Source organism: Geothrix mesophila, from assembly GCF_022808835.1.
Lineage (GTDB): Bacteria > Acidobacteriota > Holophagae > Holophagales > Holophagaceae > Geothrix > Geothrix paludis.
Genome location: NZ_JAKZLD010000002.1, coordinates 154,639 through 180,132, shown reverse-complemented (window position 1 = coordinate 180,132; position 25,494 = coordinate 154,639). Strand labels below are relative to the sequence as shown.

Sequence of the window (25,494 nt, the reverse complement as noted above, 5' to 3'; positions counted from 1 at the left end):
GAGACGGGGGGTTGGCCCGGGCACTGGTCAGCCTCACGGTTAATTCTGCCTAGAGTCTACCCGAGTGCTCCTGGGATGGCCCTGCCGAAACCCGGCCGGCGGGTTCAGAGTTCCAGGGTGATGCCCTGGGCCAGCTCCACCTGGCCGCTGAAGTTGATGGCGCTGGTCTGGCGGCGCATGTAGGCCTTCCAGGCATCCGAGCCGCTCTCGCGACCGCCGCCGGTCTCCTTCTCGCCGCCGAAGGCCCCGCCGATCTCCGCGCCGCTGGTGCCCGTATTCACGTTGGCCAGGCCGCAATCGCTGCCGGCCGCGGAGAGGAACAGCTCGCTCTCGCGCTGGTCGTTGGTGATGATGGCGCTGGAGAGGCCCTGGGACACGCCGTTCTGGAGGGCGATGGCCTCCTCGATGGTCCGGTAGGTCATGAGGTAGAGCACCGGCGCGAAGGTCTCCTCCTTCACGATGGGCAGGTTGCCGGACACCTCGACGAGGCAGGGCGTGATGTAGCAGCCGCCGGCCAACCCCGAGGTGGGCGGCAGCTTCTCGCCACCGAAGAGCACCTTCCCGCCCTGGACCTTCACGGTCTCGATGGCCGCGAGCATGGTCTCCACGGCGCCCTGGTCCACCAGGGGACCCATGAGGTTCTCGTCCTTGCGGGGATCACCGATGGGCGTCTTGCGGTAGAGGTCCAGCAGGCGGTCGCGGAAGGCCGGGTAGACGGACTCGTGGACGATGACGCGGCGGGTGGAGGTGCAGCGCTGGCCGGAGGTGCCGATGGCGCCGAAGTAGATGGAGCGCAGCGCGATCTCAAGGTCGCCCTTCTCGCTGACGATCACGGCGCCGTTACCCCCCAGCTCCAGGATGTGGCGCCCGAAGCGCTCCTGCACCAGCTTGCCCACGTGGCGACCGCCAGGAACGGAGCCCGTGTAGGACACCAGAGCCACGCGCGGATCGGTGTTGATGAGGTCGCCGATCTCGCTGCCCTTGCCGATCACCAGGCTGCAGATGGCCGGGTCGTAGCCGAAGTCGCGCAGCACCTTCTCGGCGATCCGGGTGCAGGCGATGGCGGTGAGGGGCGTCTTGGAGGAGGGCTTCCACAGCACGGTGTCGCCGCAGACCAGGGCCAGCGCTGTGTTCCAGCTCCAGACGGCCACGGGGAAGTTGAAGGCCGTGATGACGCCCACCACGCCCAGGGGATGCCACTGCTCCTGCAGGCGGTGCTGGCGGCGCTCGCTGGGCATGGTGAGCCCGTAGAGCTGGCGGGAGAGGCCCACGGCGAAGTCGCAGATGTCGATCATCTCCTGGACCTCGCCCAGGCCCTCGCGCAGGGCCTTGCCCATCTCGAGGCTCACGAGCATGCCCAGGGCCTCCTTGTGCCTGCGCAACTCGTCGCCCAGGGCCCGCACCACCTCGCCCCGCTTGGGCGCGGGCACCAGCTTCCAGGAGGCGGAGGCCGCATGGCAGCGGGCCAGAATGGCTTCGAATTCCGCAGGCGTCACGTTGGCCACCTCGGCCAGCTTCGTCCCATCGACGGGAGACACCACGGGCTGGGTCTTCCCGCTTCCCGCCCACTCACCCGCGAAGCCGCCGGGATTCAGGTTCGAAAGGCCCAGGGATGCCAGGGTCTGCTGCATGGTCCACCTCTGCATTCATTCATATCGCTTTTTATTTCAATGATGTGATTCATTCGATTCAACCTATTCATGAGTACCATTCATGTATGGACGCCCTGCTCGACCTCCCCCAGCTCCGGACCTTCTTCACCCTGGCCCAGACGGGCAGCTTCACGGCCTGCGCCCGCCGGCTGAACCGCACCCAGTCCGCCGTCAGCCACGCCATGGCCAAGCTGGAGGACCTGGTCGGCGTCCCCCTCTTGGAGCGCCGGGGCCGCGCCCCCGGCCTCACGGATGAAGGACGACGCCTGTACCAGGCCTGCGAGCAGGTCTTCGCCACCCTGGACGCCGCGGCCGAGGACCTGCGCCGCCACCAGAGCCTGTCGAAGGGCCGTCTGCGGGTGGGTGCCACCGTGGAGTTCGGCAGCAGCATCCTCATGCGCCACATGCAGCCCTTCCTGGCGGCGAACCCCGACCTGGAGATCGACTTCACCCTCAACCACGACCTGCTGGCGCCCCTCCTGCGCGACGACCTCGACCTCGTCATCGACTGCCAGGAGCACCTGCTCCCCGCCCTGAAGAAGACCCCCCTCTTCCGGGAGACCTTCGTGGTGGCCTGCGCCCCGTCCTTCCGGAAGGCTCACCGGCTCAGGATCCCGGCCGACCTCGGGCGGTGCCCCGTGCTCTCCCTCGACAAGTCCGGCGCCTGGTGGAACCGCTTCCTCATGGCCGTTCCCGCGCGGGACCGGCCGGCGCTAGAGCGCTTCGTCGCCATCGACCACGTCCGCGCCATGATCCACGCCGCCGCCGAGGGCATGGGGGCCCTGCTGGCGCCGCGCTACGCGGTGTTGGAGGAGCTGGAGCGCGGCGACCTCGTGGCCCTCTTCCCCGCCATCCGTCCGGCCGAAGACCGCTTCTCCGTCTACCAGAAAAAGGTGAAGGCCAGCCAGGAGAAGCAGCGGCTGCTCACGCGGTACCTCCAGTCGCTGAGCCCCGCGGAGTTCGGGTCATGACCGAGGTGCCCCGAAGGCCTGGTCCAGGGCCGACCTGAAGGCCGCCAGCGAATGGGGCGCCAGCAGCCCGTGGTCGTCCTCCAGGACCTGCAGGATCGCCTCGGGATTGCGGGCGGCGTAGGCCTCACTTTCCGCCAGGGGCACGGCCTCGTCGACCCGACCGTGGAGGATCACCGTCGGCACGGGGATCCGCCAGCCGCCGTCGTCCGCCCAGCGCGGCAGGTCCCGGAGCAGCTCTGGCCCCAGGCGCAGCGGCCGACCCTCGCCGTGGTGGAAGACCTCCATCTCGCCCCGCTCACGGTAGGCGGCCCAGGCCGGGTGGGCCATGCGGCGCGCGGCGAAGTGGATGGCCGGAGCCAGCAGGATCATCGAGGCCAGCGGGCTTCCCCGGTGCGCCGTCGCCGTGGCCACGAAGCCGCCCAGGGAGCTGCCCACCAGCACCGGCGGCTCGGGCAGACTCCGCACCAGCGCCTCCACGGCCTCCACCTGGGCGGTGACCGTGAGAGCCTCGAAGGTCGGCAGGTTCAGGTCCGGCGCATGGAAAGGCACGCCGCGAGCCTCCGCCCAGGCGCGCGCGACGCGCCCCTTGTTCCCGCCGGGGGCGGAGGAGAAACCGTGGAGGTAGATCAAGGTCATGAATTGATCATGCGCCCGGAGGGTGCCAAACCGCGATGCGGTATGGCGCAGGGCTGCCAGCGCAACTGGCAGCAGAGGAAGATCTATTCAATGAAGAAGGCCGCCTTGCGGCGGCCTTCTGTGGCGTTCTCTGCCAATTCTTACATCTGATCCTTGAGTCCCTTGGCGGTCCTGGCTCGGGCCTCCAGCCCTCGGGGCTTCGCCCCCGCCATCGGCTGCGCCGATGCGGCCCCATCCTCCATCCGCTTCGCTGCTGTCGGATGGCGAAGACGACCTTCCATGGTCGGAAGGTCGCCTCTCCAACAACGACGAAGGCCGCCTTGCGGCGGCCTTCTGCACCGTGCTCCGACGGTGATTACATCTGATCCTTGAGCCCCTTCGCCGTCTTGAAGACGACCTTGCGGCCGGCGGGGATCTGGATGCTCTCGCCGGTCTTGGGGTTGCGGCCCATCTTCTCCTTGGTGGCGCGCACTTCGAAGGTGCCGAGGCCGAAGAGGTTGACGCGCTGGCCGGAGAGCAGGGTCTCCACGATGTGGTCGCGGACGCCGTCGAGAATCGCCTTGGCGCGGGCCTTGGAGAGGTCCTGGGCCTCCGCCAGGGTGGCGGCGAGTTCGGCGATGCCGAGGGTTTCAGGCTTGGCAGTGGTCTTCGCCATGGATGGACTCCTTGGGATGGGGTGTGGCGGGATCCGGCGACGCGGAATCCCGGCAGGACCAGCGCCTCCGCGAGGAGCCGGCCGGGTGGGGGGATGGGTTCTGGGCGGGCCTACTCGGCCGCGGTGGCGGTGACTTCGAGGCTGACCTTGGCGTGCACGCCGCTGTAGAGGCGGACATCCACGGTGTAGGTGCCGGCATCCTTGATGTGGGGCACGGTGATGTCGCGGCGATCCAGGGTGAAGCCCTTGCCCTTGAAGAGCTCGGCGACATCGGCGTTGGTGACGGAACCGAAGAGGTGGCCGTTCTCGCCGGCCTTCTTGGCCACGGCGAGGCTCACGGCCTCGAGCTTCTCGGCCAGGCTCTTGGCGTCGGCCAGTTCCTTGGCGCGGAGCTTCTCGGCGCGGATCTTCTCGAGCTCGATCTGGCGCTTGTTGCCGGCGGTGACGGGCAGGGCCATCTTGCGCGGCAGCAGGAAGTTGCGGGCGTAGCCGTCCTTGACGTTCACGACGTCGCCGCGGGCGCCGAGGCTGGGCACGTTCTCGATGAGGAGGATTTCCATGGGAACTCCAGGAATAGAATGGGTGGATGGAGGGTCCGGCCAGCGCTGCTTGCCCGCGTTGTCCCCGCTTGGGTGAGACGGCGTCCTGCGCCGTCAGGGCCGGATTCCCAGGAATCCGCCCTGTCCCCCGGTGGGTTCAGGCCGATCAGAAAGTCCAGTTTATCCACGGATCGTCCGATACCCAACCAGGGATTTCCGGATCGAGGGGGCTCCGTCCATGAACAGCCAGGATCACCGCCGCGAGACCCGCATCGTCACCGGCCCTGAATTCACCATCTCGTTCAGCCTGAATGGCTACGACTTCCGGGAAGTCCGCATCATGAACCTGAGCGCGGGCGGCTGTTTCGCCCTCGTCCTGGGGCGGACCGCCCGCTTCTTCCTGCCGGGAACGACCCTCGACGACCTGGTGCTCGGCCATCCCGACCTCCCCAAGCACCCCATCACGGCGACCGTGGCCTACATGCTGGGGTATTCCGCCAGCGGCCAGACGGAGGAGCAGGTGGGGATGGGCCTGCAGTTCCAGGACATGCCCCCCGCCACCCGCGAGGCGCTGGCCGCCTGGGTGGAGACGGTCACGACCGCCGGGGGAGCGGGGGCCTGAACCTCTGGAAGGCTACTTCCTGCCGAAGAAGGCCAGGATCGCCGCCGCCGTCTCTTCGAGCATGGCCGCCGTCATCTCGGGGTAGACCGGGAGGCTGAGCACTTCCTTGGCGGCGAGCTCGGACTCGGGCAGCTGGCCGGTCTTGTACCCGAGATCCTTGAAGCAGGGCTGCTCGTGGAGGCAGATGGGATAGTAGATCGCGCTGCCGATGCCGCGCTCCTTGAGGTGGGCCTGCAGCGCGTCGCGCTTGCCGCCCTTCACGCGAATGGTGAACTGGTTGTAGATGTGGCGGCCGTCGGGGACCACCTCGCGGGGCAGCACGGCCTCGTCGGCGGTCAGGCCCTTCATGCGCTCCAGGTACCAGGCGGCGTGCTTCCGGCGCCCCTCGTGCCAGCCGTCCAGCATAGGCAGCTTGGCGCGGAGGACCAGGGCCTGGAACTCGTCCATGCGCCCGTTCATGCCCACCTCGTGGTGCATGTAGACGGGCTCCATGCCGTGGACGCGGATACGGCGCACCCGGGCGCCCAGGGTGGCGTCGTCGCGGATGGCGGTCATGCCCGCGTCGCCGAAGGCGCCGAGGTTCTTGGTGGGGTAGAAGCTGTAGGCGGTCATGTCGCCGAACTGGCCCGCGGACTTGCCCCAGCCCTTGGCGCCCAGGCTCTGGCAGGCGTCCTCCAGCACCGGGATGCCGTGCTTCTTCGCCACGGCCATGATGGCGGGCATCTCCGCCAGCTGGCCGAAGAGGTGCACGGGCATGATGGCCTTGGTGCGGGGCGTGATGGCGGCTTCCACCAGGGCGCCCGTGGCGTTGAAGGTGGCCGGATCCAGGTCGATGAAGACGGGCTTGGCGCCCAGGCGCGAGACCACGCCCGCCGAGGCGAAGAAGGTGAAGCTGGGGACGATCACCTCGTCCCCGTGGCCGATGCCCAGGGCCATGAGGGCCGCCAGCAGGGCGTCCGTGCCGCTGGACATGGCGACGGCATGGGCGGCGCCGGCATAGGCGGAGATCTCGGCCTCCAGGCCCTTCACGTTCTCGCCCAGGATGAACGAGGAGCGGTCGATGAGGCCCGAGAGCCCCTCCAGCACCTTGGCCTTCACGGCGGCATTCTGCGGGGCAAGCTCAAGCATCGGGACGGCCATGGGAGCCTCCAATCAGGGTTTTCAAGTATGGCAGCGGGTGAAGCCAGATTCCGTCACATCGACTCGCAGGGAACCAAGGCAAAAACGGATTCACCACGAAGACGGGAAGACCACGAAGAAAAGCCTTTATTTGGTTTCCGTGGTCCTCCCGTCTTCGTGGTTAAAAGTCATTCCTTTTCTTCAGTCTCGCTGGGCTTCGTCGGGCGCATGAGGGGGAAGAGGATGACGTCGCGGATGCTGGCGCTGTTGGTGAGGAGCATGACCAGGCGGTCGATGCCGATGCCTTCGCCGCCGCAGGGGGGGAAGCCGTGCTCCAGACTGGTGACGAAGTCCATGTCCAGGAGCATGGCCTCGTCGTTGCCGGCATCCCGCTCCGCCATCTGGGCCTGGAAGCGGCCCATCTGGTCGACGGGGTCGTTCAGCTCGGAATAGGCGTTGGCCAGCTCCATGCCGCCGACGAACAGCTCGAAGCGGTCCACGAAGCGGTCGTCGCCTTCGAGCGTCTTCGTGAGGGGCGACAGCTCGATGGGGTAATCCGTGATGAAGGTGGGCTGGATGAGCTGCTTCTCCGCATGGTGCTCGAAGAGGTCCCCGAGGAGGGTGCCCACGGTCTTGGCGCCGGCGTCCTCGATATGGACGGCCTTGGCCAGGGCGCGGACGCTGTCGCCGTCCTCCAGCAGGTGCCGGTCGACGTGGCCGTACTCGGCGATGGCGTCCTTGAGGGTCAGGCGCCGGAAGGGCTTGGCGTAGGAGATGGGCTGCTCGCCCCAGGGAAGCGTCTCGGAACCCATGACGTCCCGCGCCAGGCCTGAGATCAGATCCTCGGTGAGGGCCATCATGTCGCGGAGATCCTGGCCCGCGGCGTAGAACTCCATCATGGTGAACTCGGGGTTGTGGCGGACGCTCAACCCCTCGTTCCGGAAGTTGCGGTTGATCTCGAAGACCTTCTCGAAGCCGCCCACGATGAGCCGCTTGAGGTACAGCTCCGGCGCGATGCGGAGGTAGAGGGACATGTCCAGGGCGTTGTGGTGCGTGATGAAGGGCCGGGCCGTGGCGCCGCCGGGGATGGGCTGCATCATGGGCGTCTCGACCTCGAGGTAGCCCTGGTCCTCCATGAAGCGCCGGATGCCGCTCACGATGCGCGACCGGGTCTGGAAGGTCTTCAGCACTTCGCCGTTGGAGATGAGGTCCAGGTACCGCTGGCGGTAGCGCTGCTCCTTGTCCTGGAGGCCGTGCCACTTCTCAGGCAGGGGCAGCAGGGCCTTGCTGAGGAACTGCACCGCCTTCACCCGCACGCTCAGCTCGCCGGTCTTGGTGCGCATGAGGGGGCCCGTGACGCTGACGAAGTCGCCCATGTCCAGGAGCTTGAGCACGTCCCAGCCGGGCTCGGCCACGTCGTCCTTGCGGAAGAAGGCCTGGAGCTTCTCGCCGTTCTCGGTGAGGTGCGCGAACACGCTCTTGCCCATCTCCCGGATGGTGAGCACCCGGCCCATGACCGACACGGTCATCCCCAGGCCCTCGAGCTTCTCGTTGGGCCAGGCCTCGGCATCTGCGTAAGTCGCGGTCAGGTCCGAGATCCCGTGGGTGCGCTTCGCCTTCCGCGGCCAGACGTCCAGTCCCAGGGCCTTGAGCTTGTCGAGCTTCTCAAGGCGGATGTCGCGGTACTGGTTGGGCTGCATGGGAGCTCCGGCACGAATCATCTAGTTTACAGGCAGGTCAGCTCCCGTCGAAGCGGTAGGCCACGTAGGCGGAGATGTCCGGAGCCGTGAAGGTGCCGGCCTCTTCGCTGAATCCGAAGCGCCAGCGGGGCAGCCGTGTGTGGCGGAGGGTCCAGTGCTGCTGCCACCCCGCCCGGTCAAGCCGCGCCAGGCCCGTGCGGTAGGGACTGCCGGCGTAGCCCACGCTGACCTCGAGGCCGAGGCCGTCGATGAGGCCCGGGCCCTGCCCCAGCCAGGCCACCGTGGCCCAGGCCCGGTTGAAGGAGGTGTGGTCCATGACCTCCCGCAGCGGGCTGTGCTGGGGAAGCCCCAGCATCACGCGCTCCGCCTGGCCGAAGAGCTTGATGCGGCCCAGGCGCTTCCAGGCCGCCGCCCCCACGAGACCATCGGTGCCGCCGCTGCCGGAGAAGTCGGATTGCCTGCCCGTGGGCAGCTGGAGCGACGCGCCGATGCGCCCGCCCGCGTCCGCGGTGCCGAAGGGCCGCACCCACGCCACATCCAGATCCATCAGGGCCACGCCCGGCCGGCTCAGGTCGCCGATCACGCGGCCATCCCTCTCCAGGTGGTAGACCAGGCGGTTCTTCGGCGCGTCCTCCCGCCCGCCCTGGGGCAGGTTGAGGAGCTTGTGCCAGTTCGCGATGGCCTGATCCGCGATGCCGCCGGATCGCGAGGCGACGCGGGTGCGGACATTGATCCGGGAGGACCCCGCCTTCACGGCCCAGTCCCAGGTCAGCTGCCACTCCTCGCCATCCAGACGCGCCCAGGTCCGCCCATCGGCGCTATGCTCCAGGTCTGGCCGCAGCATCTGGCTGGTCGCCTCCAGCGCCAGCTCATTCACGCCTTCCGGCAGGGGCTCGGGGAAACCCTCGAACCAGGCCACCCGATTGGGCCGGGGCGTCTCCTGGGCCGTGAGGGTCCCCGCCACCATTGCGAACACCAATACTTTCAGATTGACGCAGGTCACGGCATCTCCTCTGAACTCCATACATACTCTGGTTATGGGTCACGGTCACCTCGATTAATTCCCATCAGGTCATCAAAAGATCGAAAGGCCATGGCATCGATAGATGATGCCCGTATGATGATCGGACCCCTGCTCCTTCCAAAGCCACCCCATCCACCCTCCCTCATTTCATGGAGCCAGCCATGTCACGCCTGAAATCCCACCTTCTTGAGAAGATCGAGGAGCACCGTCCTCGCACCACCAGGCTCCTGAAGGAGTTCGGGAAGGTCGTCATCGATGAGGTGACCATCGACCAGTGCATCGGCGGCGCCCGGGACATCAAGTGCCTCGTCACCGACATCAGCTACCTCGACTCTCAGGAAGGCATCCGCTTCCGCGGCAAGCTCATTCCCGAAACCTTCGCCGCCCTGCCCAAGCTGCCCGGCGCCGAATATCCGACGGTGGAATCCTTCTGGTACTACCTGCTCACGGGCGACATCCCCACGGCCGCCGAGGCCGAGGAGATCAAGGAGGACTTCAAGTCCCGCGCCAAGGTGCCGGCCTACGTCTTCGACGTGCTGAAAGCCCTGCCCAAGGACAGCCACCCCATGGTGATGCTCTCCACCGCCGTCCTGGCGATGCAGAAGGAGAGCAAGTTCAACAAGGCCTACCACAGCCTGAAGAAGAACGACTACTGGGACACCACCTACGAGGACGCCTGCGATCTGCTGGCCAAGCTGCCCGAGATCGCTGCCTTCATCTACCGCTACAAGTACAAGAACGGCGACATCATCGCCCCCGACTACAGCCTCGACATGGGGGCCAACTTCGCCCACATGATGGGCATCGCCAAGCCCTATGACGACGTAGCCCGCATGTATTTCATCCTGCACAGCGACCACGAGAGCGGCAACGTCAGCGCCCACACCACCCACCTCGTGGCCTCCGCGCTGTCCGACGCCTACTACGCCTTCAGCGCCGGCCTCAACGGCCTGGCGGGCCCCCTCCACGGCCTGGCCAACCAGGAAGTGCTGCAGTGGATCATGGAATTCCAGAAGAAGCTGAACGGCGCCGAACCCACCGAGGAGAACGTGAAAGCGGCCCTGTGGGACACGCTGAACAGCGGCCACGTCATCCCCGGCTACGGCCACGCCGTGCTGCGCAAGACCGACCCCCGCTACACCGCGCAGATGGAGTTCTGCCAGAAGCACCTGCCCAACGACCCGCTCTTCAAGCTGGTCAACATGATCTACCACGTGGCCCCGGGCGTGCTCACCGAGCAGGGCAAGACCAAGAACCCCTGGCCCAACGTGGACGCGCAGAGCGGCGTGATCCAGTGGTACTACGGCCTCACCGAGTACGATTTCTACACCGTGCTCTTCGGCGTGGGCCGCGCCATCGGCGTGCTGGCCAACATCACCTGGGACCGCGCCCTGGGCTACGCCCTCGAGCGTCCGAAGTCCGTCACCACCGCCATGCTCGAGGACTGGGCCGCCAAGGGCGGCATCAAGTAGCTTTTCCATGCGCAGAAAAGGGCGGGCCGGATGGCCCGCCCTTTTCTGCGTCTGAGGGGACCTAAAGGATGTAGGTCAGGTCCCGCTCGGAGGTCCGGCAGTCCATGTCCAGGCCCCGGTCCCGGTGGTCGGCGATCTCGGCCGAGGTGCCCACGGTGCGGCCGAAGAGGAACAGGGTGAAGGCCAGCTCCTGGACCTGGCGGAGCGTGAGGCGGCCGGCCTTCAGATCCTTCCAGGCCAGTTTGAGCGTGATCACGGCCAGCACCGCGTCCACGTTCACGCAGAACACGTTCCGGGTCACGCCCTCGGCGTAGAGCTCCTTCACCAGGTGGCGGTAGAACTCCCAGAAGGCGTTGTAGACGCCCTGCTCCGCCAGCATCCCCCCCACGAACTGCTCCCGGGGATCCACGTTGATCTTGTTGCCGCGGAAGACCGGGTGGTTGATGCAGGGGATGGGCTTCACGGCGCCCTCCTCCACCTCCTGGGCCTGTTTCTTGGTGGCCCCGTAGGCCTTGGCCGTCCGGGTCGCCATGGCCTTGAGATCCAGACCATGGTTGGGGTCGCCGGGATCGGCCAGGGGGGCGCCCTCGAACTGCTCGACCAGGAAGTTGATGGCCTCGTAGCCGTTGCCGCCGTGGGCCCGGCCCGTGTTCGCCAGGAAGCCCACGAAGGCCATGGAGATGTCGTTCCGGGCGCTGACGCTCTCCTTGGCCCCTTTGGCCGAGAGGGTTCCAGGGCCGTTGGTGATGGTGAGCCCGAGGAGCGTCTGGAACTCCAGCAGCTCGTGCGGCTCCGGCGCGCGTCCGAAGAGCACCTTGAAGGCGTTCTCCGTGAAGCTGTGGTTGAGGTTCGACAGCTTCTGGTCCACCAGCTTCTTCCAGTGGGGGTTGTGCTCCCGGTTCACCACCGAGTAGGCCACGATGCGGGACATGAGGTAGAAGTAGGTGACCGAGTCCTCCACCAGCTGGCGGGTGATGCGCTTCTCCAGCATGGGGTTCCAGAGCACGCACACCGCGATGGTGGCCAGCAGGAACTCGTAGGCGTCCCGGATCTCCCGCCCCCCCTTCTCCGCCAGGTCGATGATGTGCTGGCAGACCCGCAGGGCCACGCAGGACTTTCTGGACTTCCGCACCTCCTTGAGCAGCAGGTCCGACACGTCCGTCTTCCGTGAGGGCTCCGAGGTCAGCAGGTGCGCCTGGACGAACTCGTCCAGGGCCGCCGGGAAGCTCTTGGTGTGCTCATCCAGGTTGAACTCGCGGATGAGGTCGATGATGAATCTGGCCTGCTCGCGGGACTTCGCCAGCAGCTCCTTGTCTCCCACGAGGGCGATCTGGGAGGCCAGGTAGGCGTTGGGAGTGCAGCCGTTGGCCCGGCCCACGTCGATCAGCTCCATCCGCCGCTCGTCGATCTTCATGAACAGGTTCAGGATCAAGTTCAGGGTGGGGATGTCCGTCTTCTCGGGCATCACTTTCGCCAGGGCGAAGTAGAGGTTCTCCTCCAGGGTGCGTCGGGACAGGTCCAGCACGGACTTCCCGTGCAGCTCCGCGATCTGGGTCTCGGGGCTCATCCGCGAGGCCCCGGACTTGTCCGCCATGTTCTGGCGGAGGTAGTGGGCGCCCACCTGCTTGTTCACCTCCACGATCTGACGGTCGTAGGGGGCCGGGGCCTGCACCACGGGCAGGTCCAGGTGAGGCGGGAGGTGGACCCTGCCGTCGCTGAGCCAGAGCTTCAGGGAGAGGTCCCCAGTGGCGGGGAAGTCGGGCGCCTCGTCGATCTTCTCGAAGACCGCGCGCACCGCGTCCGGGATGTACTGGATGCTCGGAACCCGGACGCCGCGCTTGCTGACCTGGCGGGTCTTCGGATCGAAGACGTCCACCCCGAAGTACTCGTCGAACCAGCGTTCCTTGCTCTCCGCGTCGTCGCCGCTGCCGGAGAGGGCCCCGGCATGGCCGCAGGCACGGGTGATGTGCTTCTTCCAGCGCCCGGTGACACAGGCGATGATCGGCTTGGTGAAGCCGAAGGTGCGGTCCTTGATCCAGTCGAGCGCCATCTTCTCGTAGTAGCCGCCGGGCTCCACGTAGATCACCACCGCCTTGGTGCGGGGGTCGTTCTGAGCCGCGTAGAGGAACTCGGGCAGGGCGAAGTGGATGTAGACGTCCTTCCCGCTCGAGACCGCCGTGCTGATGCCGAAGCCCGCGGTGCGGAGGTACTCGGCCATGGTGGTGGTGAAGTTGCCGGAGTTCGAGTGGATGGCGATGGAACCCTTCACCAGGGTCTCTTCGGGCCGGTCGCCGCCCAGGCTTCCGCCGATGCGGACGCGGTCCCAGGCGTTGGCCATGCCCAGGCAGTTGGCGCCGATGACGTCCACGCCCGCCTCCTGGCAGAGGGCCCGGATGTTTCGCGAATCCCGCGCGGGCACCTTCTCCGTGACGATGACGATGCGCTTCAGCGCCTCGTTGTGGGTCACGAGCTCGGAGACGGCCTTGCACACGCCGAGGGGCGGGATGTAGACCACGCCCATGTCGAAGGCGATGCCCTGCTCCATGACCTCGCGGATGCTGCGGTAGACGGGGATGCTGCCCAGCTTCGTCTCCAGGGCGCCCCGGCGTCCGTACTGGACGCCGGCCACGACGTTGCCGCCGCTGTACTCGTGGGAGATGGGCGTGACCTTGCGGCTCTCGCTGCCCAGGATGTTCATCACGCAGACGCGGTGTTCGCGGGTGGCGAGCTCCTCCAGGGAGTGCAGGCCCACGTAGTAAGGGAAGGGCTTCGTCTTCAGCCGTCGCATGGATGCCTCCTAGGCCCGCACCTGGGTTTCGATCTGCTTGCGGTAGGCCGCGGCCCCCTCGGCGCCCCACCAGCGGTCGATCTTCCGTGCGTACTCGAGGGTGAGGATCATGGAGGTGTCGTGGCCGAACATCTTGTAGGGCATCCGCAGCCGGTCGAGGATGTCCTTCGCGTAGAACATGCCCTTGACCACGTTCGGCCCGCCCCGGCCCGCCACCACGTAGAGCGGCTTCCAGCCGGCCTTGGCCACGTGGTCGCGCAGGGCGTCGAACACGCCCTTGAAGGTCACGTAGATGTCCGTGTTGTTGGCCTTGCCGCCGATGAGCAGGAGCATGTTGGCCTGCTGGTACCAGTGCTCGAAGACGATGCGGCTGATCTCGTAGATCTTTTCGTAGGGGGGGTTCCCACCGAAATCCGAGGAGAAGATCGCGGCCTCGCCCAGGGCCTCGGTGCCCGCGCTGTTCGCGCCCCCGCCGAACATGAAGGGGAGGATGGTCCCGTGCGGATTCATCTCCAGCACGTCGCTCTGGCCCTGGTGGGTGCGCAGCTCGTTGATGTCGGCCTCGAAGGCCGTGGTTTCCGTCTGGAAGAGCGAGTCGGGCAGCCCGATGCGCTTCCAGGCCGGGTTGTCCTGGTCGAAGCTGGCCTTCACGTCGCAGGCCACGGGCAGGATCTGGTTGCTCCGGCGCTGGACCCGGATGGGATTGAGCTCGATGGTGGTCAGCCCGTAGCCATCGTAGAGTTCCCAGAGCTTCGGCAGATGCTGGACCAGCGCCGAGATGAAGGCCTCGGGACAGCCCGTGTCGGTGAGGGCGTTGGTGATCTCGAAGGCGTTGATGCCGATGAAGGGGTCGATCTCCACGACCGCCTTCTTCTCCGCTGGCAGCTCCTCGATGTCCACCCCACCCCAAGGGGTGATGGTGAAGACGGGGCCCCGATACGCGCTGGAGCTGCTGATGCTGAAGTACACCTCCAGGTCGGAGGGCACGAAAGCTTCCATGGTCACGCCATTGGCCGTGACGGGCTTGTTCCCGTAGGTGTGCTGCGCGAAGAACAGCTCGCGCTTGGCCTGCAGGGCCTCCTGGAGCGTGCCCACCACGCGCACCAGCCCCGCCTTGCCCTTCTTGCCCACGCCGCCGTAGAAGACCGGCTTCACCACCAGCTTCTGGTGCTTCTCCAGGAACTGCTGGATCTCCTGGTTGGTGGCGGAACCGTCGATGAACTCCGCCACAGGAAATTCAACCAGCTGCAGAAGCTTAGAGCCGTATCGCAAACCCGACAGTTGCATGAACTCTCCTCGGCCGTCTTTGGCAATGAGCTGGAACTCCGGTCCGTCAGGAGAGGTCCGGATCCATATAGATGATATTTGGATCATCTTTTTGAGCCAACCAAAGATTACTCTTGGGTCGTATTACGATGCCAGTTTGATGACCTTCCGATAATCTTCCCGGCACCCCCAGTGGAGCACCACCAACCTTTCAGATTCCTTCCAAACGCCGTCGGGACAGAGAATTCATCCCTGTCCCGACAATGGCCTCCCTGAGGGAGGGGGGGCGATCAGTCGCGGTTGGCGGCGCTGGCCTTCACGAAGGCCGTGAACAGCGGGTGCGGATTGAGGGGCCGGCTCTTGAACTCGGGGTGGAACTGGCAGGCCAGGAAGTAGGGATGGTCCTTCACTTCCACGATCTCCACGAAGACGCCATCGGGGCTCATGCCCGTGAAGCAGAGGCCCTTGTCCTCCAGGGCCTTCCGGTACTCGTGGTTGAACTCGTAGCGGTGCCGGTGACGCTCGCTGATCTCGGTGCTGCCATAGGCCTTCGCGGCCTGGCTGTCCGGCGCGAGGCGGCAGGGATACGCGCCAAGGCGCATCGTCCCGCCCAGTTCCTCCACATCCACCAGCTCGCGCAGCTTGAAGATCACGCGGTGCTTGGGCGCGTCGTCGAACTCGGTGGAGTCGGCGCCCTCCAGGCCCGCCACATTCCGCGCGAACTCCACGGAGGCCATCTGCATGCCCAGGCAGATGCCGAAGAAGGGGATCTTGTGCTCGCGGGCGTACTGGATGGACTTGATCATGCCCCGGGTGCCGCGCACGCCGAACCCGCCGGGCACGAGGATGCCGTGGCAGTCCTGGAGGAAGGCCGCCGGGTCCTGGTTCTCCAGGTCCTCGGCCTCGATCCACTTGAGGTCCACGTGGGTCTCCAGTCCGTAGCCGGCGTGGTGGAGGGCCTCGATGAGGCTCTTGTAGCTCTCCTTGAACTCCACGTACTTGCCCACGATGCCGATGCGCACGCTGCCCTTGGGGTTGCGGATGCGCTGGAGGAGGTTCTGCCAGGCGCTCAGATCCGGTTCCTTCTCGCCGAGGCCCAGCAGCGCGGCGACCTTGGCGTCCAGGCCCTCCAGGTGCAGGTTCAGGGGCACTTCGTAGATGGAGTGGGCGTCCCGGCAGCTGAACACGGCATCCGGCGTGACGGAGCAGAACAGGGCGATCTTGTCCTTCAGATCGCGGGGGATGTCCTGCTCCGCGCGGCAGAGCAGCACGTCCGGCTGGATGCCCAGGGCCCGCAGCTCCTTCACGCTGTGCTGGGTCGGCTTCGACTTCAGCTCGCCCGCGGCCTTGATGAAGGGCACATACGTGAGGTGCATGTTGAGGGCGTTGGCCTTCATCTGGGAATCCAGGCCCACCTCCAGCTTGAACTGCCGGATGGCCTCCAGGAAGGGCTGGCTCTCGATGTCGCCCACCGTGCCGCCGATCTCGATGATCACCACGTCCATGTCCTTGGCGACCTTCTTCATCACCCCCTTGATCTCGTCGGTGATGTGAGGGATCACCTGCACGGTCTTGCCCAGGTAGTCGCCGCGGCGCTCCTTCTGGATCACCGTGTTGTAGATCCGGCCCGTCGTGATGGTGTGGTTCTGCGTGGTGGGCACCGAGGTGAACCGCTCGTAGTGCCCCAGGTCCAGATCCGTCTCGGCACCGTCGTCCGTAACGAACACCTCGCCGTGCTGGAACGGCGACATGGTGCCCGGATCCACGTTGAGGTAGGGATCCATCTTCATGAGCGTCACCTTCAGCCCCCGGGCCTCCAGCAGCGCGCCCAGGCTGGCCGCCGCGATCCCCTTGCCCAGGCTCGACAGCACACCGCCGGTCACGAACACGTACTTGGTCATGGGATCTCCTGAAAGCGGGGTTCGGCGAGGTTCACATCTCCTCCGGGGCCTGGATGCCCATGAGGTGGAGGCCCTGGCGGAGGGCGCGGGCGGTGGCGACGCAGAGGGTGAGGCGGGCGTCGCGGACTTCCGGCGCATTCTCCGGGGCGAGGATGGGACAGTTGGTGTAGTAGCCGCTGAAGGAGCGGGCCACGGCCACGAGCTGGCGCGCGAGGGGCGTGGCCATGCAGCCGTCCGCCACGGCCGAGATCGCACCGGGGAGCCCGGCCAGCTCAAAGAGCAGGGCCTGGGCCTCGGGCGCGGCGAGGCCTTCATGGCTTCCCGGAAGCTGCGCTTCCAGGAAGGAAAGGACAGGACCACTCGTTGATTGGATCTGGGCCTTCGCGGCCCAGTCGCCGCCAGCTTTGCGCAGCACGCTCATGATGCGGGCGTGGGCGTACTGCACGTAGGGGCCCGTGTCGCCGTCGAGGGCGATGACGCGGTCCCAGGTGAAGGTGATGGGCTTCACGCGGTCGTTCATGGCGTCGAAGAACACCACGGCGCCCATGCCCAGCATCTCCGCCACCTCGGCTTTGTTGGCCAGTTCGGGATTCTTCTCGTCGATGATGGCGGCCACACGGTCGCGCGCCTCGTCCAGCACGTCCTCCAGGAAGATGACATTGCCCTTGCGGGTGCTCATCTTGCCCTCGGGCAGCTTCACCATGCCGAACGGCGTGTGCAGCATGCGGCCCTTGAACCAGGGATCCAGCTTGTCGAGCACGGCGAAGATCTGCTGGAAGTGCAGCACCTGGTCCGTGCCCACGACATACAGGCAGCGGTCGAAGGCATAGGCCTCCTTCCGGTAGAGGGCCGCCGCCAGGTCGCGGGTGGCGTAGATGCTGGTGCCATCGGCCTTCTGTACCAGGCAGGGCGTGCTGATGCCCACGTCCTCCAGATCCACGATGCGGGCGCCGTTGTTGCCTTCCACCAGCAGGCCCGCGTCTTCCAGTCGCTGCATGGTCGGGACGAGCCGATCCTCGTAGAAGGCCTCGCCCTGCTCCAGCGTGTCGAAGCTCACGCCCAGGCGGTCGTAGATGCGCTGGAACTCGCGCAGGGAGATCTCCCGGAACCAGCTCCAGAGTCGGCGGGCTTCAGGGTCGCCCTCCTCCAGGCGCCGGAACCAGCCGCGGGCCTCGTCGCGCATGGCCGGGTCGTTCTCCTCCTCGGCGTGGAAGCGCACGTAGAGCTGGAAGAGCCGGAACAGAGGCGTGCGGCGCTTCTCCGGCGCGGGCTCGGCCCAGCCGAAGTCCTGCTCCAGGTCCGCGTTCCCGTCCTGGGCCCAGCGGGTGTAGGCCGCCAGCAGGGTTCCGAACTGCGTGCCCCAGTCGCCCAGGTGGTTGAGGCGGATCACCTCGTAGCCGAGGAACTGGTGGGCCTGGGCCAGGGTGTGGCCGATCATGGTGGAGCGCAGGTGGCCGATGGTGAAGAGCTTGGCGATGTTGGGCGAGCTGTACTCGACGATCACCTTCTTGCCGTTGGCCACTCGCGAGCCATAGGGACGGCCCGCCGGCGCCTCCAGGATGGCCCCCAGCACGGCCTTGGCGCGGGTCTCCGGCGCCAGCTTGAGGTTCAGGTAGGGACCGGCGGCGACGAGCGTGGTCCCCTCGATGGCGATGGAAGCCGCCAGCTCCTGCGACAGCTGCACGGGGTTCTTCCCCAGCTGCTTGGCGGCGCGGAAGCAGGGGAAGGCCAGGTCCCCCAGCTCGCCGGTCTTCGGCCGCTCCAGCGTGATCTCCACGCCGGGAAGGGCCGCCGCCAGCCGCTGTTCGAAGGTGTGTCGCAATGCATCCATCAGGGTCAGTCCTCGGTCTTCAGTCCTTAGTCGGCCAGCTCGGCCAGGGCCTTCTCGTAGTCTTCGGTCTTAGGGGCCACGCCGTGCCAGCCGGCCTGGTTCTCCATGAAGCTCACGCCCTTCCCCTTCACGGTGCGGGCGCAGATCATCACCGGCTGGCCCTTCACGGTCCGGGCCCAGGCCAGGGCCTCCAGGATCTGGGTGAAGTCATGGCCGTCGATCTCCTTCACGGCCCAGCCGAAGGCGCGCCACTTGTCCGCCACCGGGTTGATGTTCATGACCTTCTTCACCTCGCCGTCGATCTGCAGGCCGTTCAGGTCGTGGAACACACAGAGGTTGTCCAGCTTGTGGTGGGGCGCGGCCATGGCCGCCTCCCAGATCACGCCCTCCTGGCTCTCGCCGTCACCCACCACGCAGTAGACGCGCTGGGCCGCCTTCTGCACCTTCAGGCCCAGGGCGATGCCCACGGCCTGGGGCAGGCCCTGGCCCAGGCTGCCGGTGGTGACTTCCACGCCGGGCGTGTAGTGGTTCTCGGCATGACCCTGGAGCTTGGTGGGGTACTGGCGGAAGGTCTCCAGCCAGGCCTTCGGGAAGAAGCCCTGGTCCGCGAGGAGGGCATATTGGGCCGGGCAGGCGTGGCCCTTGGAGAGCACGAAGCGGTCGCGAGCGGGGTTCGCGGGGTCCTCGGGAAACACGGTCATCTCGTGGAAGTAGAGCGCCACACCGATGTCGATCCAGCTCAGGCTTCCGCCGGGGTGGCCGCTCTGGGCCTTGTAGACCTGCAGCAGCACGTCCCGGCGCAGGGCTTTCGCCTTCGCCGCCAGATCCACGACGGACTCCAATTTCTTCTGAGGCATGACCCCATCCTTCCCGGGAGGCCATTCGCCTCCGACTAGGATGCCCTGGGGAGGGGCGCTCCGGAAGGGGGCGAATGGGCCTTCAGCCCCGCCTTTTGCCCTTGACCATCAGGCTTTTTGCGATAGGATGGTCTTTCGCGCTTCCCGGGGTTTCCAGGGGAGCTGGAGATCCCGCCCATGGCCAACCACAAGTCCGCTGCCAAGAAGGCCCGTCGCGATGCCGAGGCCCGCCTCCGCAACCGCAGCAACCGCTCGACCCTGAAGACGGCCGTCAAGAGCTTCCTGGCCCTCATCGCCGGCGGCAACAAGGCCGAGGCCGCCAAGCAGCTGCCCCTGACCCAGGGCCTCGTGGACAAGGCCTGCCGGAAGGGTGTCATGCACAAGAACGCCGCGGACCGCACCAAGTCCCGCCTGGCCGACAAAGTGAACAAGCTGGCCTAACAGCTGCTCTAAATATGTCGAAAAGGACCCGGCCCCGCCGGGTCCTTTTGCATGCAGGTGTAACCAAGCGACCCCCTGCTCCGTGACGTGGGCAGGAGGTTCACATGCAGCGGAAGACCGACGTCGTCGTCATCGGTGGGGGATTGGCTGGGCTCATGGCCGCCCTCACGGCCGCCCGGGCGGGCAGGAGCACCCTTGTGCTGGAGCGGGGTGAGGCCTTCGGAGGCCGCGCCCAGACCCAGGATTGGAATGGTTTCCAGCTCAACCTGGGGGGCCACGCCCTCTACAAGGCGGGCCCGGGCTACACCCTGCTTCGAGACCTGAACCTCCTGCCCGAGGGAGCGGAACCGAAGCCCAAAGGTCTCACCCTGCGGGAAGGCCGATTGAACCTCCTGCCCGTGGGCCCCCTCTCCATGCTTTCGACGGGTCTGCTGAGCTGGAAGGAGAAGGGGGCCTTCCTATCCCTCATGGGCCGCCTGTCGAAGGCGGATCTGCGGGAGGCCGCCGATCTCACCTGCCGCCAGTGGTTGGAACGGCACATCCCGGATGCCCGACTGCGCCAGATCATGGACGCCACCCTGCGCACGAACGCGTACGTGGGGGATCTGAACCGCTTGCGGGCCTCCACGGCCCTGCGCCGCATGCAGCAGAGCCAGAAGGGCGTCTACTATGTCCACGGCGGATGGGCCCGCCTCGTGGAGCGCCTCGCCCGGGCCGCCGAGGCCGAGGGAGCGACCCTGAAGGGCGGCCAGTCCGTGGCGGGCGTGGAGGCCAACGGCGAGGCCCACCTGGTTCGCACGAAATCAGGGGAAACCTGCGAAGCCAACGAGGTCATCCTCGCCCTTCCTCCCGCCGAGACCCTCGACCTGCTGCCCGTGCCTGCGGCCTCGCGGCTGCGTGCCGTCCTCGGCGAGGCGCGGGCCGTCACGGCCTCCTGCCTGGACCTCTGCCTCTCGCGGTTGCCGGACCAGGCCGTGAACCTGGGCCTCGGCATCGACACCCCTCTTTTCATGGTGGCCCAATCCGAAGCGGCCCACATCGCGCCCGAAGGCGCGGCCCTCGTCCACCTGGTTCGCTACCATGAGGGCCTCCCCGGGGAGGAACCTGCCGCGATGCGCTCGCAACTGGAAGCCTTCATGGACCGGCTGCAACCGGGGTGGCGGAAGGTGCTGCTCCACGCCCGCTTCCTCCCCAGCGCCCCCGTCGCCTCCGTGCTGGACGAACCGGGCCGGCGGCGGCCCGTCTCGGAGGATCTCGGCCTTCCAGGCGTCCACCTCGCCGGGGACTGGGTGGGCGAGGTGGGCTGGCTGGCGGACGCGAGCCTGGCCAGTGGCCATCGCGCGGGCCTGGCCGCGGCGGCCATGGCGGCCTGCGCCTGATGGAGGCCGCCCTGCTCACGGAGGCCTTCGAGGCGCACCGGCGCCTGCTGTGGAGCCTCTCCTACCGCATGACGGGTTGCGTCGCCGACGCGGAAGACGTCGTCCAGGAGACCTACCTCCGCGCCCTGGAGCGGCCGCCCAGGGATACGGCCGCACCGCTGAAGCCCTGGCTCGTGGCGGTGGCGGTGAACCTTGCCAAGGATCTGCTGCGCCGCCGGCACGCCCAGACCTACCCGGGCATCTGGCTTCCCGGTCCCGCGCCGCTGGAGGTGGAAGCGCCTGCGGTGGCGCCGCCCCAGGAAGGTTTCGACCTGCTGGAGAGTGGCTCCTACGCCTTCCTCGTCGCCCTGGAAAAGCTCACACCCCAGCAACGCGCGGTCTTCCTGCTGCGTGAGGTTTTCGACCACTCCGTGGAAGAGACGGCGACAGCCCTGGGGCTGAGTGCAGCCAACGTGAAGGTGGCCCTCCACCGCGCGAAGAAGGCCCTGCAGCGCCCCGCCTACCCTTCGAAGGCGCGGCGGGAGCTCACCCAGCGCGCCCTGATGGCCTTCCAGGAGGCCCTCGCCAAGCAGGACCTGGCGGCGCTGGAGGCCCTCTTCGCACCCAACGTGAAAGCCTGCGGAGACGGCGGTGGCGTCTACGCCGCGGGCAAGGCGCCGATCGTCGGCGCGGCTGCGGTGGCCCACTTCTTCGCGGGCCTCCCGAAGCTGGGCGCGGGCCTCCGGCTGGAGCTGCGGGAACTCAATGGCCTGCCCACCCAGGTGGGCACCTGGACTCCGGCCAACGCCCAGGTGGCGCCGCGGTGGACCCTGCATCTGGATGTGGACGAAGAGGGCCGCATCCTTTGGCTGAGGGCCGTCGCGGCGCCCCATAAGCTCACGGCCCTCGGCTAAAGTGCTTTCATGCCCATCGTCCTCCTCGCCCAGGCCCCCGCGCCCGAGACCCAAAAGATCGAGACGCTCATCAAGGCCATTGAGGCCCTGCAGGGCCAGGCCCTGTTCCTGCGCAACGGCTCGGAGCACGACGCCAAGGCCGCGGGGGACCACCTGCGCCTGAAGTGGAAGAACGCCGGCAAGCGCGTCCAATCCGCGGCGGACTTCATCCGCTATTGCGGCACGGGCAGCTCCCTGAGCGGCCAGCCCTACAGGATCCGCTACAAGGACGGTCGTGAGGTGGCGAGCGCGGACTTCCTATGGACCGAGCTGAAGAAGCTCGACCCCTCGATCAAGTAGCCCAAGGGCCAGGCACGCGGATCTCACCCTTCGGGACGCGGGCCCAGTCGAAGTGGGGAATCAGGTCGGCTGCGGCGCAGGATTCGGGTCGGTCCAGGCAGCCCAGGCTCCAGCCCAGCCAGCCCAGGATCTCGGGCACGGCGCCCCCCCGGACCACCAGGGCCTCGACACCCAGCGCTCCGGCCCGCTTGCCCAGGCGGCTTCCATCCGGGGCTACGACCAGGCCCAGGTGGGCATAGGCGGGGCGCGGCAGGCCCAGGGCCTCCTGCAGGCGGACCTGGGTGGCGGTGACGGGCCGCAGGTCCGCGCCCCGCACCACCTCCGTCACGCCCTGGGCCCCGTCGTCCACCACCACGGCCAGGTGGTAGGCGAAGCAGCCGTCGCGGCGGAACAGGAGCGGATCGCCCGTGAGGGCGGCGGGATCGTCCGCCTGGGGCCCGAGCACGCAGTCCTCCCAGGCCACCGGACCTTCCGGCAGCCGCAGCCTCAAGGCCCGATCAAAGCCCTCCCAGGCCCGGCCCCGGCAGCGGCCGGGGTAGGGCCGCAGGCCGTCCTCCGTGTGGGGCGCCGAGGCGAGCAGCTGCAGGTCCTTGCGGGTGCAGGCGCAGGGATACAGGCGCCCGGCCGCATGCAGCGTCTCCAGGGCCGCGCGATAGGCTGCGCCGCGCTCCGACTGCCAGCTCACGGGCCCGTCCGACACCAGCCCCAGGGCGGCCAGGTCCCGCAGCTGCGCCTCGCCCAGGTCCCGGCGGCAGCGGGGGCCGTCCACATCCTCCACGCGGATGAGCCACCGGCCCCCCGCCGAGCGCGCCGACAGCCAGGACGCCAGCGCCGTGCGCAGGTTTCCCAGATGCAGAATGCCCGTGGGCGAGGGGGCGAAGCGGCCAACCATCATCTGTCTAGGATAGGTGGCATGTCCCGCCGCGAGCGTCCGATCCGGTGAGGCCATGGAACCTCGCATCCGAGGCTTGAAACAGCCCTAAAAACACTCGCGGAGAAAGGACGAGGAAGGAGAGGAACGCGGAGAAAAATGGATCCTCTTCTCTGCGGCCTCCACTTCCTCTGGGTCCCTCTGCGAGTGTTTTTGCCTTGTGCTTTCCCTGGACGGATCTACCAGCCCAGCAGGTAGGCGAAGATCAGCGGAGCCACGATGGTGGCGTCGCTCTCGATGATGAACTTCGGGGTGTCGATGCCCAGTTTGCCCCAGGTGATCTTCTCGTTGGGCACGGCGCCGGAGTACGAGCCGTAGCTGGTGGTCGAGTCGCTGATCTGGCAGAAGTAGCCCCAGAGAGGCACGTCGGTCAGCTCCAGATCCTGGTGCAGCATGGGCACCACGCAGATGGGGAAGTCGCCGGAGATGCCGCCCGCGATCTGGAACATACCCAGGGGCGAGGTCTTGGTGACTTCCTGGTAGTGCTTGGCCAGCCAGGTCATGTACTCGATGCCGGTGCGCACCGTGTGGACGTTCTTCACGTCGCCGCGGATGACGGCGGCCGCGAACATGTTGCCCAGGGTGCTGTCCTCCCAGCCGGGAACCACGATGGGCACGTTCTTCTCGAGGGCCGCCAGCATCCAGGAATGCCTGGGGTCGATCTGGTAGTACTGCTCGTACTTTCCGCTCTTCAGCACCTTCTGGAAGAACTCGTGGGGGAAGTAGCGCTCGCCCTTGGCGTCGGCCTCCATCCACACCTCGAGCATGGCCTTCTCCATGCGGCGCATGGCCTCCATCTCCGGGATGCACGTGTCGGTCACGCGGTTCATGTGACGGGCGAGGAGACCCGCCTCATCCTGCGGCGTCAGATCGCGGTAGTGGGGCACGCGCTCGTAGAAGTCGTGGGCCACCAGGTTGAAGATGTCCTCCTCCAGGTTGGCGCCCGTGCAGACGATGAGGTGCACCTTGTCCTGGCGGATCATCTCGGCGAAGGAGAGGCCCAGCTCGGCGGTGCTCATGGCCCCGCCCAGGGTCACCATCATCTTGCCGCCCTTCTCCAGGTAGACCCGGTAGCCCTCGGCGGCATCCACCAGGGCCGCGGCATTGAAATGCCGGAAGTGGTGCTTCACATAGCTGCCGACGGGTCCGAGCTTGGGCGTGGACATAAATCCTCCGAATCCTTCCATTGTGCCAGCGGCCCCACCCCGGTCCGAGGACAGATTGCGGCCCAGGCCCCGCACCAAAAGCTCGTCCCAAAAAGGAAGCGCCCGGAGGTACGGGCGCTTCGTGAGGGTAGATTTGGCGGGGTTTCGAGTGGTGGGGCGTTTCAGCGGGAGCCCCGCGAACGGGGCTGGGATCGATTGGTGGGACGGTTGGTGGCAGGAAGCCCTCGCGGGCACCTCGACGACCATTCTATCACCGCCCGGCCCCCGGAACGTCAAAGACCCCGGACGCCACGCCGCCCCGGGTCCAGTTCGCGAAGGTCAGCTCCGCCTTGCCGCCGCCGGCCTCTTCGATCTCGAGGCGCGACAGCACGGACTGCCCGTGGGCCTGGACCGGCGGGCCGAAGCGGGCCGTGCGGGCCAGGCGCCCGGAGGCCAACCGGAACTCCGCCTTCAGGGGTAGCGACCCCTCCTTGGCCACCCAGAGGATCACCTGGCGGGCGCTGAGGGCCGGCCGCTTGGCCGCCAGGTCCAGCCGCCAGCAGGCCCGGTCCTCCAGGGACGCTTCCGTCACCTCCCGTACGGCATAGTCATCCCGGAACCGCGTGCGGGCCACGTCCCCGCCCGCGGCGGGGCCCATGAGGCGCTGCTGGGGCGAGACCTTCACCGGCCGCTTCGTGCCGGGCAGCAGCAGCCACATCTCGTCGCCCAGGAGCAGCACGGCGCGACCCTTCTCCTTCTCGGAGAGCCCGTCCAGCCGGGCGTCGCCGTTCTCGCGGGCCGACACCTTCCACCGCTGGACCACCCCCGGCGCCTTCATGGCCAGCTCCACCGTGAAGGCGGGCCAGGGGTGGCGCAAGCGGTCCACCCGGCCGAGGATCTCGCCGCCCTCCGGAGTGGGGCTCTGGGCCAGGATAGGCAGGGCGGCGGTGAAGAGCAGGGCCGCCCGCATCAGCGGCGCCCGTAGTCGTCCTGGAGCCGCTCGATGTCCGCCTCATCGAAGGTCCCCAGGCTCACCTCCAGCACGCGCACCGGATGGAGGGCGCCGGCGTCGCAGCGCAGGCGGTGGGTGCTGCCCTGGGGCAGCCAGACCTCCTCGCCCACGGTGGGACGAAGCTCCGCGCCATCGCGGTCCACCACCACGCCCGGATCCAGGGCCACCCACAGCTCGCCGCGGTGCGCGTGGCGCTGGAGGCTGAGCTTCTGGCCAGGGTTGCAGGTGAGGATCTTCACCGTGCAGGGCGTGTTGAGGGCGTACTGGTCGAAGGAGCCCCAGGGCTTGTCTACGTGGAGGGTGTCGGGTCGCTGCATGGTC

Annotated in this window: 23 protein-coding genes; 7 read left to right on the top strand and 16 right to left on the bottom strand. The window is 67.3% G+C overall.

Features of this window, described 5'->3' with window-relative positions:
- Nucleotides 1–104: 104 nt before the first annotated feature.
- Complete coding sequence (gene amaB / locus MLG87_RS08220) at nucleotides 105–1,631, bottom strand: L-piperidine-6-carboxylate dehydrogenase (RefSeq protein ID WP_243294712.1); 1,527 nt, start codon at nucleotides 1,629–1,631, stop codon at nucleotides 105–107.
- An 86-nt stretch (nucleotides 1,632–1,717) separates the two neighbouring features.
- On the opposite strand from amaB, the gene MLG87_RS08215 reads away from it, so the two are divergent.
- Entirely contained in the window at nucleotides 1,718–2,623 is a 906-nt protein-coding gene (locus MLG87_RS08215; protein WP_243294711.1) for a LysR family transcriptional regulator, read from the top strand.
- Here the strand turns inward: MLG87_RS08215 and MLG87_RS08210 are convergent.
- From MLG87_RS08210 to rplI, 3 genes are all read right to left on the bottom strand, one after another.
- Complete coding sequence (locus MLG87_RS08210; RefSeq protein ID WP_243294710.1) at nucleotides 2,618–3,259, bottom strand: YqiA/YcfP family alpha/beta fold hydrolase; 642 nt, start codon at nucleotides 3,257–3,259, stop codon at nucleotides 2,618–2,620. The two genes, MLG87_RS08215 and MLG87_RS08210, sit on opposite strands and share 6 nt — an antisense overlap.
- 355 nt (nucleotides 3,260–3,614) lie before the next feature.
- Nucleotides 3,615–3,914 carry an HU family DNA-binding protein gene (locus MLG87_RS08205; RefSeq protein ID WP_026853313.1) on the bottom strand — a complete coding sequence of 100 codons (300 nt, stop codon included), beginning with the start codon at nucleotides 3,912–3,914 and terminating at the stop codon, nucleotides 3,615–3,617.
- Nucleotides 3,915–4,024: 110 nt separating this feature from the next.
- The gene (gene rplI / locus MLG87_RS08200; protein WP_243287079.1) at nucleotides 4,025–4,474 is read right to left on the bottom strand and encodes a 50S ribosomal protein L9; all 450 of its coding nucleotides are present in this window, start codon (nucleotides 4,472–4,474) and stop codon (nucleotides 4,025–4,027) included.
- 217 nt (nucleotides 4,475–4,691) lie between these two features.
- Here rplI and MLG87_RS08195 point away from each other — a divergent pair, with 217 nt between their 5' ends.
- Nucleotides 4,692–5,075, top strand: a complete 384-nt coding sequence (locus tag MLG87_RS08195; RefSeq protein WP_243294709.1) for a PilZ domain-containing protein — start codon at nucleotides 4,692–4,694, stop codon at nucleotides 5,073–5,075.
- 12 nt (nucleotides 5,076–5,087) lie between these two features.
- Here the strand turns inward: MLG87_RS08195 and MLG87_RS08190 are convergent, their stop codons facing one another.
- The 3 genes from MLG87_RS08190 to MLG87_RS08180 form a co-directional block, all read right to left on the bottom strand.
- The gene (locus MLG87_RS08190) at nucleotides 5,088–6,215 is read right to left on the bottom strand and encodes a DegT/DnrJ/EryC1/StrS family aminotransferase (protein ID WP_243294708.1); all 1,128 of its coding nucleotides are present in this window, start codon (nucleotides 6,213–6,215) and stop codon (nucleotides 5,088–5,090) included.
- Between the two features lie 167 nt (nucleotides 6,216–6,382).
- Nucleotides 6,383–7,894: a lysine--tRNA ligase gene (lysS, locus tag MLG87_RS08185; RefSeq protein WP_243294707.1), complete on the bottom strand. Its 1,512-nt coding sequence runs from the start codon at nucleotides 7,892–7,894 to the stop codon at nucleotides 6,383–6,385.
- 37 nt (nucleotides 7,895–7,931) lie between these two features.
- Nucleotides 7,932–8,897 carry a DUF3187 family protein gene (locus MLG87_RS08180; protein WP_243294706.1) on the bottom strand — a complete coding sequence of 322 codons (966 nt, stop codon included), beginning with the start codon at nucleotides 8,895–8,897 and terminating at the stop codon, nucleotides 7,932–7,934.
- A gap of 182 nt (nucleotides 8,898–9,079) precedes the next feature.
- Between MLG87_RS08180 and MLG87_RS08175 the strand changes: the two genes are divergently transcribed.
- Nucleotides 9,080–10,390, top strand: a complete 1,311-nt coding sequence (locus tag MLG87_RS08175) for a citrate (Si)-synthase (RefSeq protein ID WP_243294705.1) — start codon at nucleotides 9,080–9,082, stop codon at nucleotides 10,388–10,390.
- A 61-nt stretch (nucleotides 10,391–10,451) separates the two neighbouring features.
- Here MLG87_RS08175 and MLG87_RS08170 read toward each other — a convergent pair whose 3' ends face one another.
- The 5 genes from MLG87_RS08170 to MLG87_RS08150 all read right to left on the bottom strand — a co-directional run bounded on the left by MLG87_RS08170 (nucleotide 10,452) and on the right by MLG87_RS08150 (nucleotide 19,033).
- Nucleotides 10,452–13,178: a citrate/2-methylcitrate synthase gene (locus MLG87_RS08170; protein ID WP_243294704.1), complete on the bottom strand. Its 2,727-nt coding sequence runs from the start codon at nucleotides 13,176–13,178 to the stop codon at nucleotides 10,452–10,454.
- 9 nt (nucleotides 13,179–13,187) lie between these two features.
- On the bottom strand, nucleotides 13,188–14,408 hold the full coding sequence (locus MLG87_RS08165) for an ATP citrate lyase citrate-binding domain-containing protein (protein WP_243294703.1): 1,221 nt from the start codon (nucleotides 14,406–14,408) through the stop codon (nucleotides 13,188–13,190).
- A gap of 326 nt (nucleotides 14,409–14,734) precedes the next feature.
- A complete protein-coding gene (locus MLG87_RS08160; RefSeq protein ID WP_243294702.1) occupies nucleotides 14,735–16,345 on the bottom strand; it encodes a CTP synthase in 1,611 nt (536 codons plus the stop codon).
- Between the two features lie 31 nt (nucleotides 16,346–16,376).
- The gene (gene argS / locus MLG87_RS08155) at nucleotides 16,377–18,176 is read right to left on the bottom strand and encodes an arginine--tRNA ligase (protein WP_243294701.1); all 1,800 of its coding nucleotides are present in this window, start codon (nucleotides 18,174–18,176) and stop codon (nucleotides 16,377–16,379) included.
- 26 nt (nucleotides 18,177–18,202) lie between these two features.
- The gene (locus MLG87_RS08150) at nucleotides 18,203–19,033 is read right to left on the bottom strand and encodes a transketolase (protein ID WP_243294700.1); all 831 of its coding nucleotides are present in this window, start codon (nucleotides 19,031–19,033) and stop codon (nucleotides 18,203–18,205) included.
- Nucleotides 19,034–19,210: 177 nt separating this feature from the next.
- On the opposite strand from MLG87_RS08150, the gene rpsT reads away from it, so the two are divergent.
- The 4 genes from rpsT to MLG87_RS08130 all read left to right on the top strand — a co-directional run bounded on the left by rpsT (nucleotide 19,211) and on the right by MLG87_RS08130 (nucleotide 22,085).
- Nucleotides 19,211–19,474, top strand: a complete 264-nt coding sequence (gene rpsT, locus MLG87_RS08145) for a 30S ribosomal protein S20 (protein ID WP_243287088.1) — start codon at nucleotides 19,211–19,213, stop codon at nucleotides 19,472–19,474.
- Nucleotides 19,475–19,578: 104 nt separating this feature from the next.
- Nucleotides 19,579–20,853: a phytoene desaturase family protein gene (locus tag MLG87_RS08140; protein ID WP_243294699.1), complete on the top strand. Its 1,275-nt coding sequence runs from the start codon at nucleotides 19,579–19,581 to the stop codon at nucleotides 20,851–20,853.
- Nucleotides 20,853–21,746, top strand: coding sequence for a sigma-70 family RNA polymerase sigma factor (locus tag MLG87_RS08135; RefSeq protein WP_243294698.1), 894 nt, complete (start codon nucleotides 20,853–20,855; stop codon nucleotides 21,744–21,746). The genes MLG87_RS08140 and MLG87_RS08135 overlap by 1 nt, the downstream gene beginning before the upstream one ends.
- A 9-nt stretch (nucleotides 21,747–21,755) precedes the next feature.
- Nucleotides 21,756–22,085: a DUF5329 family protein gene (locus MLG87_RS08130; protein ID WP_243294697.1), complete on the top strand. Its 330-nt coding sequence runs from the start codon at nucleotides 21,756–21,758 to the stop codon at nucleotides 22,083–22,085.
- Here the strand turns inward: MLG87_RS08130 and gluQRS are convergent.
- The 4 genes from gluQRS to MLG87_RS08110 all read right to left on the bottom strand — a co-directional run bounded on the left by gluQRS (nucleotide 22,078) and on the right by MLG87_RS08110 (nucleotide 25,490).
- Nucleotides 22,078–23,034 carry a tRNA glutamyl-Q(34) synthetase GluQRS gene (gluQRS, locus tag MLG87_RS08125; RefSeq protein WP_243294696.1) on the bottom strand — a complete coding sequence of 319 codons (957 nt, stop codon included), beginning with the start codon at nucleotides 23,032–23,034 and terminating at the stop codon, nucleotides 22,078–22,080. The genes MLG87_RS08130 and gluQRS overlap by 8 nt on opposite strands.
- A gap of 161 nt (nucleotides 23,035–23,195) precedes the next feature.
- Complete coding sequence (locus MLG87_RS08120; protein ID WP_243294695.1) at nucleotides 23,196–24,182, bottom strand: deoxyhypusine synthase family protein; 987 nt, start codon at nucleotides 24,180–24,182, stop codon at nucleotides 23,196–23,198.
- Between the two features lie 250 nt (nucleotides 24,183–24,432).
- Nucleotides 24,433–25,131, bottom strand: a complete 699-nt coding sequence (locus MLG87_RS08115) for an outer membrane lipoprotein-sorting protein (RefSeq protein ID WP_243294694.1) — start codon at nucleotides 25,129–25,131, stop codon at nucleotides 24,433–24,435.
- A complete protein-coding gene (locus MLG87_RS08110) occupies nucleotides 25,131–25,490 on the bottom strand; it encodes a phosphomannose isomerase type II C-terminal cupin domain (protein ID WP_243287095.1) in 360 nt (119 codons plus the stop codon). Before MLG87_RS08110 ends, MLG87_RS08115 begins: the two co-directional genes overlap by 1 nt.
- Nucleotides 25,491–25,494: the final 4 nt, after the last annotated feature.

Excerpts from the sequence above, each read along its gene's own strand:
- MLG87_RS08130 (WP_243294697.1), top strand. The coding sequence starts at position 21,756 with ATGCCCATCGTCCTCCTCGCCCAGGCCCCCGCGCCCGAGACCCAAAAG.
- MLG87_RS08120 (WP_243294695.1), bottom strand. The coding sequence starts at position 24,182 with ATGTCCACGCCCAAGCTCGGACCCGTCGGCAGCTATGTGAAGCACCAC.
- MLG87_RS08110 (WP_243287095.1), bottom strand. The coding sequence starts at position 25,490 with ATGCAGCGACCCGACACCCTCCACGTAGACAAGCCCTGGGGCTCCTTC.
- lysS (WP_243294707.1), bottom strand. The coding sequence starts at position 7,894 with ATGCAGCCCAACCAGTACCGCGACATCCGCCTTGAGAAGCTCGACAAG.
- rpsT (WP_243287088.1), top strand. The coding sequence starts at position 19,211 with ATGGCCAACCACAAGTCCGCTGCCAAGAAGGCCCGTCGCGATGCCGAG.
- MLG87_RS08210 (WP_243294710.1), bottom strand. The coding sequence starts at position 3,259 with ATGACCTTGATCTACCTCCACGGTTTCTCCTCCGCCCCCGGCGGGAAC.
- MLG87_RS08150 (WP_243294700.1), bottom strand. The coding sequence starts at position 19,033 with ATGCCTCAGAAGAAATTGGAGTCCGTCGTGGATCTGGCGGCGAAGGCG.
- amaB (WP_243294712.1), bottom strand. The coding sequence starts at position 1,631 with ATGCAGCAGACCCTGGCATCCCTGGGCCTTTCGAACCTGAATCCCGGC.
- MLG87_RS08195 (WP_243294709.1), top strand. The coding sequence starts at position 4,692 with ATGAACAGCCAGGATCACCGCCGCGAGACCCGCATCGTCACCGGCCCT.
- MLG87_RS08160 (WP_243294702.1), bottom strand. The coding sequence starts at position 16,345 with ATGACCAAGTACGTGTTCGTGACCGGCGGTGTGCTGTCGAGCCTGGGC.
- MLG87_RS08215 (WP_243294711.1), top strand. The coding sequence starts at position 1,718 with ATGGACGCCCTGCTCGACCTCCCCCAGCTCCGGACCTTCTTCACCCTG.
- gluQRS (WP_243294696.1), bottom strand. The coding sequence starts at position 23,034 with ATGGCCTCACCGGATCGGACGCTCGCGGCGGGACATGCCACCTATCCT.
- MLG87_RS08175 (WP_243294705.1), top strand. The coding sequence starts at position 9,080 with ATGTCACGCCTGAAATCCCACCTTCTTGAGAAGATCGAGGAGCACCGT.
- argS (WP_243294701.1), bottom strand. The coding sequence starts at position 18,176 with ATGGATGCATTGCGACACACCTTCGAACAGCGGCTGGCGGCGGCCCTT.
- MLG87_RS08135 (WP_243294698.1), top strand. The coding sequence starts at position 20,853 with ATGGAGGCCGCCCTGCTCACGGAGGCCTTCGAGGCGCACCGGCGCCTG.
- MLG87_RS08170 (WP_243294704.1), bottom strand. The coding sequence starts at position 13,178 with ATGCGACGGCTGAAGACGAAGCCCTTCCCTTACTACGTGGGCCTGCAC.
- MLG87_RS08115 (WP_243294694.1), bottom strand. The coding sequence starts at position 25,131 with ATGCGGGCGGCCCTGCTCTTCACCGCCGCCCTGCCTATCCTGGCCCAG.
- rplI (WP_243287079.1), bottom strand. The coding sequence starts at position 4,474 with ATGGAAATCCTCCTCATCGAGAACGTGCCCAGCCTCGGCGCCCGCGGC.
- MLG87_RS08205 (WP_026853313.1), bottom strand. The coding sequence starts at position 3,914 with ATGGCGAAGACCACTGCCAAGCCTGAAACCCTCGGCATCGCCGAACTC.
- MLG87_RS08190 (WP_243294708.1), bottom strand. The coding sequence starts at position 6,215 with ATGGCCGTCCCGATGCTTGAGCTTGCCCCGCAGAATGCCGCCGTGAAG.
- MLG87_RS08140 (WP_243294699.1), top strand. The coding sequence starts at position 19,579 with ATGCAGCGGAAGACCGACGTCGTCGTCATCGGTGGGGGATTGGCTGGG.